The organism is Bradyrhizobium sp. T-12 (assembly GCF_058314695.1).
Window position 1 is genome coordinate 821,953 of record NZ_CM177756.1, and the last position, 13,462, is coordinate 835,414.

Consider the following 13,462-nt stretch of genomic DNA (forward strand, 5'->3'; position numbering starts at 1 on the left):
ATGTCTTACAAGAACTTCAGGGTTGAGACCGATTCCGACGGCATCGCGCTCGTCACCTGGGACATCCCGGGCCGTTCGATGAACGTGCTCGACGAGACCTCGACCAACGAGCTCGACGCCATCGTCAAGGCGACCACGGCCGATGCCGCGGTGAAGGGCGTCGTCATCACCTCCGCCAAGGAAGCTTTCTGCGCCGGCGCCGACCTCTCCATGCTCGAAGGCATGAACCAGGCCTATGCCAAGGTCTTCAAGGAGCAGGGCGAGACCGCCGCGAATCAGATGCTGTTCGACCAGAGCCGGCGCTTCTCGCTGGTGCTGCGTTCGATCGAGACCTCGGGCAAGCCGTGGGCGGCCGCAATCAACGGCCTCGCGCTCGGAGGCGGTTTCGAGATCACGCTGTGCTGCCACTACCGCGTGGCCGCGGAGAATCCCAAGACGCGCCTCGGCCTGCCCGAGGTCAAGGTCGGCCTGTTCCCCGGCGCCGGCGGCACGCAGCGCGTGCCGCGCCTGGTGCCGCCGCAGGACGCCATGACGATCCTGCTCAAGGGCGATCCTGTGACGGTCGAGAAGGCCAAGGCGCTGAATTTGATTCACGCCATCGCTCCGGCGGCCGACCTCGTCAAGGCGGCGAAGGACTGGATCAAGGGCGGCGGCAAGGCGATCGCGCCCTGGGACGAGAAGGGCTTCAAGCTGCCCGGCGGCCCCGTGTTCTCCAAGGCCGGCATGATGATGTTCCCGGCCGGCAACGCGATCTATCGCCGCGAGACCTACGACAATTATCCGGCCGCGCGCGCCATCATGAGCTGCGTCTATGAAGGCCTGCAGCTGCCGATCGACGCAGCTCTTCGCGTGGAGTCGCGCTACTTCACCTCGGTGCTGCGCTCGAAGGAAGCGGCCGCGATGATTCGCAGCCTGTTCCTGTCGATGCAGGAGCTCAACAAGGGCGCCCGCCGTCCGAAGGACGTGCCCGCCACCAAGGTCAAGAAGATCGCCGTGATCGGCGCCGGCTTCATGGGCGCGAGCGTCGGCTACGTCTCGGCCCGTGCCGGCCTCGACGTCGTCCTGATCGACCGCGACCAGGAAAGCGCCGGCAAGGGCAAGGCGCATGCGCAGAAGGTGATCGAGGAGCAGATCAAGAAGGGCCGCGCCAAGCCTGCGGACGCCGAAGCGCTGCTCGCGCGGATCACGCCGACCGCGGACTACGCCGCGCTGAAGGACGTCGATCTCGTCATCGAGGCCGTGTTCGAGGATCGCAAGGTCAAGGCCGATACCTTCGCCAAGGCGCAGGAGCACATGAAGCCGGACGTGATCTTCGCGTCCAACACCTCGACGCTGCCGATCACCTCGCTGGCCGAGAGCTTCAAGGACCAGGGCAAGTTCGTCGGCATCCATTTCTTCTCGCCGGTCGAGAAGATGATGCTGGTCGAGATCATCAAGGGCAAGAACACCGGCGATCTCGCGCTCGCGACCGCGCTCGACTATGTCCGGCAGATCGGCAAGACGCCGATCGTCGTCAACGACTCCAGAGGCTTCTTCGCCAACCGCTGCGTCGGCCGCTACGTCGCCGAGGGCAACGAGATGTTCCTCGAGGGCGTGCCGCCGGCGATGATCGAGAACTGCGCCAAGATGGCCGGCATGCCGGTCGGCCCGCTCTCGCTCTCGGACGAAGTCGCGCTCGACCTCGGCCTGAAGATCATGAAGGCGACGGAGGCCGATCTCGGCCCCAACGCCATCAATCCCGACCAGAAGAAGCTGATGGTGGAGATGGTCGAGAAGCAGGGCCGTCTCGGCCGCAAGAACAGCAAGGGCTTCTACGACTATCCCGAGAAGGGCAAGGGCTCGAAGAGCCTGTGGCCGGGCCTCTCGGCCTTGCAGCCGAAGCAGCTCGACCCCGACACGCTCGACATCGAGGAGCTGAAGCAGCGCTTCCTGGTGGTGCAGGCGGTGGAAGCCGCGCGCACGGTCGAGGATCACGTCATCACCGATCCGCGCGAGGCGGATGTCGGCTCGATCCTCGGCTTCGGCTTCGCGCCGTTCACCGGCGGCACGCTGTCCTACATCGACTTCATGGGCACGAAGAAGTTCGTCGAGCTCTGCCACAAGCTCGAGGCGAAGTACGGCTCGCGCTTCACCCCGCCGAAGCTGCTGGAGGAGATGGCGGCGAAGGGCGAAACCTTCTACGGCCGCTTCGCGCCGAAGAAGGCGGCGGCCTGACGAGAAGCCTGTAGCTGCGCAGAATCAAAAAGGGCCGGATCCATCGATCCGGCCCTTTCACTATTTCGGGAGAGCTCTGCCTTACTTCGCCTGCGCGAGGCCTTCCTTCCGCAGTGCTTCCTGCACCTGCGGCCTCGCCGCGACGCGGGCCTTGTAGGCGGCCAGGTTCGGCATCGCCGTGAGGTCGAACTTCATCCGGTCGGCCCAAACCAGCATCGTGAACAGATAGCCGTCGGCCACCGTGAACTGCTTGCCCATCAGGTAGTCGCGGCCGGCGAGCTGGCTGTCGATATATTTCAGCTTGCCCATGACGCGGTCCTTGAAGAAGGCCTTGGCCTCGTCGTTCAGCGCCGGCGCGAACAGCGGACCGAAGCTCTTGTGCACCTCGGAGGTGAGGAAGTTCAGCCACTCCAGCAGCTTGTAGCGCTCGGAACTGCCGTGGGCCGGCGCCAGCGCCTTGGCCGCTGCCTGATCGGCGATCATCTGGACAATGACCGGGCCTTCGGTCACGATCTCGCCGCTGTCGAGGCCCAGCGCAGGGACCTGGCCCTTGGGGTTCAGCTTCAGATAATCCTCACCATTTTCGAGCTTCTTGGCCCGGATATCGACCTTGACCAGCTCATAGGGCAGGCCGGCTTCCAGGAGCGCGATGTGGGGGGACAGCGAACAGGCACCGGGCGAATAATACAGTTTCATGGAATTTCCTTCTCCTGATGCTTGGTTCGGCCGAAAGAACGATTACATGCAGTTGCTTGGAATAGTCAAGATTGATGCAGCTGCATCAAATGAGGTAAGAGACGGGCGACGAGCTTGAGCGGGACCATGAAACGCAAACCATCGACCGAGGCGACTTCCGCCTGGATCCGCCTGATGCGGGTGCAGAGCCGCGTGCTCGATTGCGTCGAGCAGGATTTGAAGAAGGCCGGTTTCCCGCCGCTTGCCTGGTACGATGCGCTGCTCGAATTGTCACGGGCGCCGAGCGGCGAGCTGCGGCCGGTGGAGCTCGAACGGCAGATGCTGATTCCGCAATATTCCACCTCGCGCCTGATCGACCGCCTGGTCGACGAGGGCCTCGCCTCACGGCGCGAATGCAAGATCGACAAGCGCGGCCAGTTCGTCGAGATCACCGAAGCCGGCCGCGAGCTGCAGAAGCGGATGTGGGGCGCCTATTCGGCCGCGATCGAGAAATATGTCGGTTCGAAACTGTCCGATGCCGATGCCGTCAAGCTCAGCGGTCTGCTCGACCGGCTGGGCTGCTCGTGCGGCGAGATGAAGCTGCCGCCCGTCGCCAACGTCAACGAAACCGCGCCGTCGCGATGATCGCGCGGCACACCAGCTCGTCCGTGCGCCCGGTGGGTTCGCGGACCATCCCCGTCACCCGCGCGCATTCGGTCGAAGCGCCTTTGATTAGAGTTTGATATGGCGCGAGACCAGATCGATATGACGCCGCTGCAATCGCGCGACGAGCTCGTGGCGTGGTTCGAGGCCGGCTGCAAGCCGGCGTCCGAGTGGCGCATGGGCACCGAGCACGAGAAGACGCCGTTCACGCTCGAAGGCCACCGTCCGGTGCCCTATGAGGGCGCGCGGGGCATCGGCGCGCTGCTCGAAGGCATGAAGCTCCTGCTCGGCTGGGAGCCGATCATGGAGAAGGGCAACATCATCGGCCTCTACGACGTCACCGGCGGCGGCGCGATCTCGCTCGAGCCCGGCGGACAGTTCGAGCTCTCCGGAGCCCCGGTCGAGAATGTGCACCAGACCCAGAGCGAGTTGATGGCGCATCTGGCGCAGGTGCGCGAGATCGCAACGCCGCTCGGCATCGGCTTCCTTGGCCTCGGCATGACGCCGTCCTGGTCGCGCGCCGACATCCCGATGATGCCCAAGGGCCGCTACAAGATCATGACCAACTACATGCCGAAGGTCGGCCAGTACGGCCTCGACATGATGTACCGGACCTGCACGGTGCAGACCAATCTCGACTTCTCCTCCGAAGCCGACATGGTCAAGAAGCTGCGCGTGTCGCTCGCACTGCAGCCGGTCGCAACCGCCCTGTTCGCCAACTCGCCGTTCACCGAAGGCAAGCCGAACGGCTTCCTCTCCTTCCGCTCCGAGATCTGGCGCGACACCGACAACGCGCGGTCGGGCATGATGCCGTGGGCATTCGAGGACGGCATGGGCTTCGAGCGCTATGTCGACTACGCGCTCGACGTGCCCATGTATTTCGTCAAGCGCGACGAGGACTACATCGACGTGTCGGGCTCCTCGTTCCGGGCGTTCTTCGAGGGCCGCAACAACAACCTTCCCGGAGAGCGTCCGACGCTGTCGGACTGGGCCAATCATCTGTCGACCATCTTCCCGGAAGTGCGGCTCAAGCGCTATCTTGAGATGCGCGGTTCCGACGGCGGTCCGTGGGGCCGCTTGCCGGCGCTGCCGGCGTTCTGGGTCGGGCTGCTCTATGACGATGTCGCGCTCGATGCGGCCTGGGAGATCGTCAAGCACTGGACCGCGCCCGAGCGTCAGGCCCTGCGCGACGACGTGCCGCGGTTCGGCTTCAAGGCGCGGATCAAGAACCGTTACCTGTTCGAGATCGCCAAGGAATGCCTCGTTCTGGCCCATGCCGGCCTGCGCCGTCGCGGCCGGATCGACCAGCTCGGCCGCGACGAAACCCGGCATCTGGAGCCGCTCGACCGCATCATCGATTCCGGCCGGACGCCGGCCGAGGAAATGTTGGACAAGTTCAACGGTCCCTGGAAGGGCTCGGTGGAACCGGCCTACGCGGAATACGCGTTCTAGGGACCCGATCGGGAGTTCAGCCGTTCATCGCCCATACAGGTTTGCGGCGATCAAATGACCGGCTGAAAAAACCTGAGCGTCCTCAATAACTCGAAAGCTGTTCCGATGGGGAAGGGCCGCCTGTCCGGCGCCGTCATGGCACAGGTCTTGGCAAAGGTCTTGGCAAGCGTCGTGGCCTGTGCCGCGCTGCTGTCGCTCGCATTTGCGAGCGTGCCGGCGCGCGCCCAGACGGCGTTCGACCGGCCCGGCGGCGACTATTTCAGCTCGCCGGTCGCGTCGGGCGATCCGGAGGATTGCGCGCTGCTGTGCGAGCGCGACCGCCGATGCCGCTCCTGGAGCTTCAGCTATCCCGACGTCGAAGGCGGCTCGGCGGTGTGCTGGCTCAAGAACACCGTGCCGGCGCGCGTGCCGGGAAGCTGCTGTATCTCCGGCGTGCGCGGCGCTGGCGTGATCGAGCCGCGGGTCGAGGGCGTGGAGACGTCAATCGACCGCCCCGGCGGGGACCTGCGCAATTTCGAGCTGAAGGACGGCGAGAGCGTGGAGGCCTGCAAGGCCGCGTGCACCGCCGACAACAAGTGCCGCGCCTTTACCTATGCCCGCCCCGGCTACACCGGGCGCGAGGCGCGCTGCTTCCTGAAAAAGGAAATCAAGCCGCCGCGCCGCAAGGCAGGGTTCACGTCGGGCGTGGTGCGGTAGGGGCCGGTCTCACTGCAGGCGCAGGTGCCGTTGGTTGGGGAAAGGCGCCCCTGCTCCGTGCCCACGAACTTTCCAATACGGCGACGGATACGTGGGGACGCTTCGCTTTGCCCCCTACGAGATTCTCAGTCCGCTGCGATCACCGTGAGCTCCGGCCACAAGGTCTTCCATCGTGCGGTCTTCACCGCGTAATTCGCCGCGGAAAAATTCGGTCCTGGATTGGGCCGCGCGATCAATCCCCCAACGTCGTCAAAGCCGTGCGGCGCGTACACCTCGTAGCCATCCCCTGCGCGCCTCACGCCGACCTGCGTATTCTGCGTAAGGAAGCGGTCGATGCCGTGGGTCGAACGCGTCAACGGCGGATAGGGCAGGCCGTGCTTGTCGGGGTACCATAGATGCACACGCGCCTGGTTGCGGATCTCGATCTTGGCGCCGAGATGCGTGAGCCGCGCATCTAGCTTGCGGATCACAGCGTCCTCCGCCTCCCACGAAATATCGGGATCGAAATAGAACACGTCGTAATCGGCAATGCCGTGATCGACCGCGCGGCCCGTGAGCGCGTTCCACACTGTCTGCACCAGGCAACCAGAGACGAGCCACGCGTCCGGCAGGGCGAGGCGGTGCAGTTCATCGATGATCGCGACGTTGACGGGATTTCTCAGCGCGAGCGCGAGGAATTCGTCGCGGTTCATCGTAAGATGAGGAGGGTCAATGCACGGCGGTAAAGAACCGTGCGGGCCGGAAGCCGGACAGCCAGGTCCATACCGGCTGGCTGCGCATGCCGAGATCCCAGGAGCCGAGCACCGCATCTGCGCGGCCGATCAGATTGTCGATCGGCAACAGGCCGACGCCGCCGGAGCGCACCGACACGCGGCTGTCGGAGGAGTTGTCGCGGTTGTCGCCGAGTACGAAGAGATGACCGGCCGGCACCGTCACCTCCGGTGTGTTGTCGAGCCGGCCGTTGTCGCGCATCTTGAAGATCAGGTGCGAGACGCCGTTCGGCAGCGTCTCGACATAGCGGTAGGCGGGCTCGCTGCCGCCATTGTCGTCCTCGGCTGCTCCAACGCCGTCCGGCTTGAGCTCGGCGGGGCGGTCGTTGATGAAGAGCTGGCCCTGCCGCATCTGGATGCGATCACCGGGCAGACCCACCACGCGCTTGACCCAGGCCTGCGAACGATCGCCCGGCCAGCGAAACACCACGACGTCGCCCTGCTTCGGCGTCTCCGCGAACACGCGGCCGGTCTCGGGCAGGCTGATCTGGATCGGCAGGGAGGAGCTGCCGTAGCCATAGGGGAATTTCGAGGCGAGCAGCGCATCTCCGATCAGCAGCGTCGGCTCCATCGAGCCCGACGGCACGTAGAACGGTTCGGCGAGCGCGCCCTTGGCGATGAACACGGCGACGACGATGCCGGCGAGCTGAACGATCTGCCCGCCCCAGCCGCTGCTCTTCCGCTTGGAGGCGACAGTTACTTTTTCAACGCTCATGCGCCCGTTCCACCCACCGTAATGCGTTCCATCAGCAGCGACGGCTGGCCGACGCCGACAGGCACGCCCTGACCGTTCTTGCCGCAGGTGCCGATGCCGGTATCGAGCGCGAGATCGTTGCCGATCATGCGGATGCGATGCAGGTCGGTCGGCCCGTTGCCGATCAGCATGGCGCCCTTGAGCGGCGCGCCCAGCTTGCCGTTCTCGATCTTGTAGGCCTCGGTGCACTGGAACACGTACTTGCCCGAAGTGATGTCCACCTGACCGCCGCCGAAATTCGCGGCAAAGACGCCGTTCTTCACCGAGGCGAGGATCTCGGCCGGGTCGCGGTCGCCCGCGAGCATGTAGGTATTGGTCATGCGCGGCATCGGCACATGGGCATAGCCCTGGCGGCGGCCGTTGCCGGTCGGCTTCATGTTCATCAACCGCGCGTTCTGGCGGTCCTGCATGTAGCCGACCAGGATGCCGTCCTCGATCAGCACGGTGCGATTGGTCGGCGTGCCCTCGTCGTCGATCGACAGCGAGCCGCGACGCGAGGCAATGGTGCCGTCGTCGACCACGGTGACGCCCTTGGCCGCGACCTGCTGGCCCATCAGGCCCGCAAAAGCAGACGTCTTCTTGCGGTTGAAATCGCCTTCGAGTCCGTGGCCGACCGCTTCATGCAGCATCACGCCGGGCCAGCCGGCCCCGAGCACGACGTCCATCTCGCCGGCGGGGGCGGGGATCGATTCCAGATTGACCAAGGCCTCGCGCAGCGCGCCATCGGCGGCCTCACGCCAGCTCCGGCTCTCGATGAATTCGGCATAGCCGGCGCGGCCGCCATAACCTTTGCTGCCGCTCTCCTGGCGGTCACCCTGGCCGGCGACGACGGAGACGTTGACGCGCACGAGCGGGCGGATGTCGCGATAGCTCTCGCCATCCGGCCGCAGGATCTCGACCACCTGCCAGGTCGCGCCCAGGCTGACGCTGACCTGCCGCACCCGCGGATCCTTGTCGCGCAAATAAGCGTCGATCTCGGCGAGCAGCTTGACCTTGGTCTCGAAGCCGGGTGCGTCGAGCGGGTTGTCGTCGCCATAGAGCCGCACATTGGTGCGGGGAGGCGGCGCGGCAAAGCTGCCGGAATAGCCGCCGCGCACGGCCGCGACCGCGTCCGCCGCGCGCATCAGCGCCGGCAGCGAGACGTCGGAGGAGTGGGCATAGCCCACGGCGTCATCCTTGACCGCGCGCAGGCCAAAACCCTGCGAGGTGTCGTAGGTCGCCTGCTTCAGCCGCCCATTGTCGAACATCAGCGCTTCGGTCTGGCTGTACTCCAGGAACAGCTCGCCATCGTCGGCGCCGGAAAGCCCGCGCGCGACCTCGTGGCGAACCTGGTCGCGGTCGAGATTGGCGCGGTCGAGCAGGGAGGTCGTGGCAGGATTTGTCATGCGTCCGTCCATTAGCGGAAGATCTGGGGCAAGATAATGGTTTCGGACCGGTTCCGCGAGAGCGCCAAGCCTCACATTACGGAAACAATAGGATTCGCCGACCGACAGACCGCCCGCTACGGCAGCTTGTCGTAGCCCTCGCCGAGGCCGTTCAGGCTGAGCGGGAAGCCGATGCCTTCTTCGGGGGTCTCGAAGATGATGAAGGTGGCGGTCTTGGCGGTGCGGAGCTGGCCGAGCAGCTTGTCGTCCATGACGACCTCGGCGACGCAGCCATTGGGCAGGCAGCGGACGAAGCCGGCACGGCCGACGTCCTGGTTGTCGAGCTTGAGGCCGAGGCCGGAGGGCAGCAGGACCCCCAGCGGTGCGACCACGCGCATCAGGCGGCTCTTCTGGTCGGCGGTCTTCAGCACGATGACGGTCAGGCCGGCATTGGAACGGTCTTCCGCGACCACGCTCTGGATCAGGGCGCATTGCTCGGTCTGGGCGCCCGGCGGCGTGTCGCAGCGAATTTGCCAGTCGCCATGGACGGAGCGTACTGCGCCCTGCGCATGGGCGAGGCCGGGAAGCGCCAGCAGGGCGAGCGAGACCAGCATGGCGGCCAGCGCCGGGAGGTGGTTAAGCTGCCTTGTCGCCGGCCTAGCCATCGCTTTCGAAAGCCCCATCGGCTCGGTCCCTCTGCTCGCCTTCCTCGCTCGCGCTTGGCGGACTAATCTGGCGGACTGATACGGGAATGACGGCGTCTTGAAGGCAATTCCCAAGCAAATTCCACGCCGCCTCACGCCGCCGCCGCCCGCACGAATCAGGTTCCTGCGCGGCCATCCGCCAGTGCCTAACGCGGGCAATTCCGCTGTCAAGCGGCAGCATCCCGGCGAACGGTATTTTTGTCTGATCTTACTAGGAAATATCTTGCGGGTGATCGCTGGCAGACAGGGCTCAAGACTGCATTGCGATAGATCAAAAACTATGGTTTGAGAGGCTTGATTTCGGCGTTCTAGCGATCTGGCCCCAATTCCTCTTAGAGGTATTCTTGCGCGGCGGTTTGTCAGGCGGGCGGATCGAATAAGCGTTTCCCGGACACAGGGGAGCGCACTTGGGGTGACTTCGTAAGGGGAGCGCGAACGGCATGAGGATGTCGATGGGCCGGATAGGCCGGCACTTGCTGGGATTGGCCGTGGCGGGTCTGACGCTGGCGACAGGCGGTGCGGCATTTGCCGAGCTCGGACAGCCGAAGCCCTGGGAATGGACGCTTCAGGAGTCCGGTTCCCCGGTGATGGACAACATCGTCTGGTTCCACAATTTTCTGTTCGTGCTGATCACGCTGATCACGCTGTTCGTTCTGGCGCTGCTGGTGGTCGTGGTCATCAAGTTCAACGCGCGGGCCAATCCGGTGCCGTCGCGGACCACCCACAACACGCTGATCGAGGTCGCCTGGACGCTCGTTCCGGTGCTGATCCTGGTCGGCATTTCGGTGCCGTCGTTCCGGCTTCTGTTCCTCGAGCTCGACGTGCCGAAGGCGGATCTGACCATCAAGGCGACCGGCAAGCAGTGGTACTGGTCTTATGCTTATCCGGATAACGGCAAGTTCGAGTTCGACTCGCTGATGGCGCAGGACAAGCAGCCCCGTCTGCTCGGCGTCGACAACGAGATGGTGGTTCCGGTCAACAAGGTGATTCGCGTCCAGGTCACCGGCGCGGACGTCATCCACGCCTTTGCGCTGCCGGCTTTCGGCGTCAAGATCGACGCCATTCCGGGTCGCCTGAACGAGACCTGGTTCAAGGCCACCAAGACCGGCATGTTCTACGGCCAGTGCTCGGAGCTGTGCGGCAAGGACCACGCCTTCATGCCGATCGCGATTCGCGTCGTGGAGGACCAGGAATTCGCCTCCTGGGTCGAGACCGCGAAGAAGAAATTTGCGAGCGGCGGCACCAGCACCTACGCCTCCGCGGCCGGCCCGACGCAGTAAGCGTCGGGTGACGGCGTGAGGGACTGAAAGCGATAGAAGGGCGGGACCTCCTGGAGGTCCGAACGGGACGCAAGGCAGGATTTGAAAATGGCAACGAGCGCAGCGGCACACGGCGATCACGCCCACGGACATGACGAGCACGCCCATCCGACCGGATGGCGCCGTTACGTCTATTCGACCAACCACAAGGACATCGGCACGATGTACCTGATCTTCGCGGTCATCGCCGGCGTCATCGGCGCCGCGATGTCGATCGCGATCCGTGCCGAGCTGATGTATCCGGGCGTGCAGATCTTCCACGAGACGCACACCTATAACGTGTTCGTGACCTCTCACGGTCTGATCATGATCTTCTTCATGGTCATGCCCGCGATGATCGGCGGCTTCGGCAACTGGTTCGTCCCGCTGATGATCGGCGCGCCGGACATGGCGTTCCCGCGCATGAACAACATCTCCTTCTGGCTGCTGCCGGCCTCGTTCGCGCTGCTGTTGATGTCGACCTTCGTCGAGGGCGAGCCGGGCGCCAACGGCGTCGGCGCGGGCTGGACCATGTACGTGCCGCTGTCGGCCTCCGGCCATCCGGGTCCGGCCGTCGACTTCGCGATCCTGTCGCTCCATCTGGCAGGCGCTTCGTCGATCCTCGGCGCCATCAACTTCATCACCACGATCTTCAACATGCGCGCGCCGGGCATGACCCTGCACAAGATGCCGCTGTTCGTGTGGTCGATCCTGGTGACGGTGTTCCTGCTGCTGCTGTCGCTGCCGGTGCTTGCCGGTGCGATCACCATGCTGCTCACCGACCGCAACTTCCACACGACGTTCTTCAACCCCGAAGGCGGCGGCGACCCCGTGCTGTTCCAGCATCTGTTCTGGTTCTTCGGCCACCCCGAAGTGTACATCCTGATCCTGCCCGCCTTCGGCATGATCAGCCAGATCGTCTCGACCTTCTCGCGCAAGCCCGTGTTCGGCTATCTCGGCATGGCCTACGCCATGGTCGCGATCGGCGGCATCGGCTTCGTGGTGTGGGCGCACCACATGTACACGGTCGGCATGTCCTCGGCGACACAGGCCTATTTCGTCGCCGCGACCATGGTCATCGCGGTTCCGACCGGCGTGAAGATCTTCTCCTGGATCGCCACGATGTGGGGCGGTTCGATCGAATTCCGGGCGCCGATGATCTGGGCGGTGGGCTTCATCTTCCTGTTCACCGTCGGTGGCGTCACCGGCGTCGTGCTGGCGAATGCCGGCGTCGACCGCGTGCTGCAGGAGACCTACTACGTCGTCGCGCACTTCCACTACGTGCTGTCGCTGGGTGCGGTGTTCGGAATCTTCGCCGGCTGGTACTACTGGTTCCCGAAGATGTCGGGCTACATGTACAACGAGACGCTCGCGAAGGCGCACTTCTGGGTCACCTTCATCGGCGTCAACCTGGTGTTCTTCCCGCAGCACTTTCTCGGCCTGTCGGGCATGCCGCGCCGCTATGTCGACTATCCCGATGCGTTCGCGGGCTGGAATCTGGTCTCGTCGGTCGGCTCCTACATCTCCGGCTTCGGCGTGCTGATCTTCCTCTACTGCGTGTTCGACGCCTTCATGAAGAAGGTGCCGGCGGGCGACAATCCGTGGGGTGCCGGTGCGACCACGCTGGAATGGACGCTGCCCTCGCCGCCGCCCTTCCACCAGTTCGAAGTGCTGCCCCGCGTTCAGTAACGATCTCCCGCGGCGCCCGTCACGGGCGCCGCGGCTCTTCTAACGAAGCGAGTTGAATTCGTGTCCGTCCTCGACCAGAACGCCATCGACATCAATCCCCGCATCTCCGAGGCGGAGGTCGGCGACTACATCGCGCTGTTGAAGCCGCGGGTGATGTCGCTGGTGATCTTCACCGCGCTGGTCGGGATGGCGATGGCGCCCGGACACTTCCACCCCGTGCTCGCGTTGACCTCGCTGCTCTGCATCGCCGTCGGTGCCGGCGCCTCCGGCGCGCTCAATATGGCGCTCGAAGGCGACATCGACTCCAAGATGTCTCGCACGGCGAACCGGCCGATCCCGCGCGGCCGCATCACCCGCCCCGAGGCGATGGCGTTCGGCCTGACGCTGTCCTTCTTCTCGGTGATGACGCTCGGCATCCTCGTCAACTGGATCGCGGGCAGCCTGCTCGCCTTCACCATCTTCTTCTACGTCGTGATCTACACGATGGGCCTGAAGCGCTGGACCGCGCAGAACATCGTGATCGGCGGCGCCGCCGGTGCGCTGCCGCCGGTTGTGGCCTGGGCTGCCGTCACGGGCACGGTCGACGTCGAGCCGCTGCTGCTGTTCGCCATCATCTTCTTCTGGACCCCGCCGCACTTCTGGGCGCTGGCGCTGTTCCGCTCCGACGACTACGCGCGCGCCGGCATTCCGATGCTGCCCAACGTCGCCGGTCCCGATGCGACGCGCCTGCAGATCCTGCTCTACACCATCGTGCTGATCGCGGTCGCCGCGGCGCCCTGGGCGCTCGGCTATTTCGACGCCGTCTACGGCATCGTCTCGCTGATCCTGGGGGCCGGCATGCTGGTGCTCGCGATCAACGTCTATATGCGCCGCGAGCGGGCTGCGTCGCTGCGCGCGACCCGCAAGCTGTTTGCCTTCTCGATCCTCTATCTGTTCGTGCTGTTCGCGACCCTGCTGGCCGAGGTCGTGTTCCGGGCACTGGCTCCGATGGTTGGGGGCGCATGATCACCGCGATGGCCGACAAACCCGAGACAGACGGAATCGTCCTCACCGAGGCGCAGAAGAAGAGCCGTCGTCAGCGCTCGATCGCGATCGCACTCGCGCTCGGCGTGCTGGTGGTGCTGTTCTTCGCCGTCACCATGGTCAAGGGACCGGCCGTTCTCGTGCGGCCGATGTAGGACAG

At 64.9% G+C, this 13,462-nt stretch carries 13 protein-coding genes; 8 read left to right on the forward strand and 5 right to left on the reverse strand.

Features of this window, described 5'->3' with window-relative positions; all coding sequences use genetic code 11:
• A complete protein-coding gene (locus AC0WRY_RS03890; RefSeq protein WP_491122694.1) occupies positions 1 to 2,214 on the forward strand; it encodes an FAD-dependent oxidoreductase in 2,214 nt (737 codons plus the stop codon).
• Between the two features lie 81 nt (positions 2,215 to 2,295).
• Here AC0WRY_RS03890 and gstA read toward each other — a convergent pair whose 3' ends face one another.
• Positions 2,296 to 2,910 (reverse strand): glutathione transferase GstA, encoded by a 615-nt coding sequence (gene gstA, locus AC0WRY_RS03895; RefSeq protein WP_194405756.1) that lies wholly within the window; start codon positions 2,908 to 2,910, stop codon positions 2,296 to 2,298.
• A 126-nt stretch (positions 2,911 to 3,036) separates the two neighbouring features.
• Between gstA and AC0WRY_RS03900 the strand changes: the two genes are divergently transcribed.
• The 3 genes from AC0WRY_RS03900 to AC0WRY_RS03910 all read left to right on the forward strand — a co-directional run bounded on the left by AC0WRY_RS03900 (position 3,037) and on the right by AC0WRY_RS03910 (position 5,700).
• Entirely contained in the window at positions 3,037 to 3,534 is a 498-nt protein-coding gene (locus AC0WRY_RS03900; RefSeq protein ID WP_194405757.1) for a MarR family winged helix-turn-helix transcriptional regulator, read from the forward strand.
• Positions 3,535 to 3,633: 99 nt separating this feature from the next.
• The gene (locus tag AC0WRY_RS03905; RefSeq protein ID WP_194405758.1) at positions 3,634 to 5,004 is read left to right on the forward strand and encodes a glutamate--cysteine ligase; all 1,371 of its coding nucleotides are present in this window, start codon (positions 3,634 to 3,636) and stop codon (positions 5,002 to 5,004) included.
• Positions 5,005 to 5,109: 105 nt separating this feature from the next.
• Entirely contained in the window at positions 5,110 to 5,700 is a 591-nt protein-coding gene (locus tag AC0WRY_RS03910) for a PAN domain-containing protein (protein WP_194405759.1), read from the forward strand.
• A 125-nt stretch (positions 5,701 to 5,825) separates the two neighbouring features.
• Here the strand turns inward: AC0WRY_RS03910 and AC0WRY_RS03915 are convergent, their stop codons facing one another.
• The 4 genes from AC0WRY_RS03915 to AC0WRY_RS03930 form a co-directional block, all read right to left on the reverse strand.
• A complete protein-coding gene (locus AC0WRY_RS03915; RefSeq protein ID WP_194405760.1) occupies positions 5,826 to 6,392 on the reverse strand; it encodes a nucleotidyltransferase family protein in 567 nt (188 codons plus the stop codon).
• Between the two features lie 16 nt (positions 6,393 to 6,408).
• A complete protein-coding gene (gene lepB, locus AC0WRY_RS03920) occupies positions 6,409 to 7,185 on the reverse strand; it encodes a signal peptidase I (protein ID WP_194405761.1) in 777 nt (258 codons plus the stop codon).
• A complete protein-coding gene (gene tldD / locus AC0WRY_RS03925) occupies positions 7,182 to 8,609 on the reverse strand; it encodes a metalloprotease TldD (RefSeq protein WP_211418752.1) in 1,428 nt (475 codons plus the stop codon). The genes lepB and tldD overlap by 4 nt, the downstream gene beginning before the upstream one ends.
• Before the next feature lie 116 nt (positions 8,610 to 8,725).
• A complete protein-coding gene (locus tag AC0WRY_RS03930) occupies positions 8,726 to 9,271 on the reverse strand; it encodes an invasion associated locus B family protein (protein ID WP_194405763.1) in 546 nt (181 codons plus the stop codon).
• Positions 9,272 to 9,732: 461 nt separating this feature from the next.
• Here AC0WRY_RS03930 and coxB point away from each other — a divergent pair, with 461 nt between their 5' ends.
• From coxB to AC0WRY_RS03950, 4 genes are all read left to right on the forward strand, one after another.
• Positions 9,733 to 10,572, forward strand: coding sequence for a cytochrome c oxidase subunit II (gene coxB / locus AC0WRY_RS03935; RefSeq protein WP_194405764.1), 840 nt, complete (start codon positions 9,733 to 9,735; stop codon positions 10,570 to 10,572).
• An 87-nt stretch (positions 10,573 to 10,659) separates the two neighbouring features.
• Positions 10,660 to 12,279 (forward strand): cytochrome c oxidase subunit I, encoded by a 1,620-nt coding sequence (ctaD, locus tag AC0WRY_RS03940; RefSeq protein WP_194405765.1) that lies wholly within the window; start codon positions 10,660 to 10,662, stop codon positions 12,277 to 12,279.
• Between the two features lie 60 nt (positions 12,280 to 12,339).
• Entirely contained in the window at positions 12,340 to 13,284 is a 945-nt protein-coding gene (locus tag AC0WRY_RS03945) for a heme o synthase (RefSeq protein ID WP_194405766.1), read from the forward strand.
• Complete coding sequence (locus AC0WRY_RS03950; RefSeq protein WP_063197888.1) at positions 13,281 to 13,457, forward strand: cytochrome c oxidase system small membrane protein; 177 nt, start codon at positions 13,281 to 13,283, stop codon at positions 13,455 to 13,457. Before AC0WRY_RS03945 ends, AC0WRY_RS03950 begins: the two co-directional genes overlap by 4 nt.
• The last annotated feature ends 5 nt before the right edge of the window (positions 13,458 to 13,462 follow it).

Bases quoted from the DNA above. Each gene is read 5' to 3' on its own strand.
- AC0WRY_RS03890 (WP_491122694.1), top strand. From the start codon at position 1: ATGTCTTACAAGAACTTCAGGGTTGAGACCGATTCCGACGGCATCGCG.
- gstA (WP_194405756.1), bottom strand. From the start codon at position 2,910: ATGAAACTGTATTATTCGCCCGGTGCCTGTTCGCTGTCCCCCCACATC.
- AC0WRY_RS03900 (WP_194405757.1), top strand. From the start codon at position 3,037: ATGAAACGCAAACCATCGACCGAGGCGACTTCCGCCTGGATCCGCCTG.
- AC0WRY_RS03905 (WP_194405758.1), top strand. From the start codon at position 3,634: ATGGCGCGAGACCAGATCGATATGACGCCGCTGCAATCGCGCGACGAG.
- AC0WRY_RS03910 (WP_194405759.1), top strand. From the start codon at position 5,110: ATGGGGAAGGGCCGCCTGTCCGGCGCCGTCATGGCACAGGTCTTGGCA.
- AC0WRY_RS03915 (WP_194405760.1), bottom strand. From the start codon at position 6,392: ATGAACCGCGACGAATTCCTCGCGCTCGCGCTGAGAAATCCCGTCAAC.
- lepB (WP_194405761.1), bottom strand. From the start codon at position 7,185: ATGAGCGTTGAAAAAGTAACTGTCGCCTCCAAGCGGAAGAGCAGCGGC.
- tldD (WP_211418752.1), bottom strand. From the start codon at position 8,609: ATGACAAATCCTGCCACGACCTCCCTGCTCGACCGCGCCAATCTCGAC.
- AC0WRY_RS03930 (WP_194405763.1), bottom strand. From the start codon at position 9,271: ATGGGGCTTTCGAAAGCGATGGCTAGGCCGGCGACAAGGCAGCTTAAC.
- coxB (WP_194405764.1), top strand. From the start codon at position 9,733: ATGAGGATGTCGATGGGCCGGATAGGCCGGCACTTGCTGGGATTGGCC.
- ctaD (WP_194405765.1), top strand. From the start codon at position 10,660: ATGGCAACGAGCGCAGCGGCACACGGCGATCACGCCCACGGACATGAC.
- AC0WRY_RS03950 (WP_063197888.1), top strand. From the start codon at position 13,281: ATGATCACCGCGATGGCCGACAAACCCGAGACAGACGGAATCGTCCTC.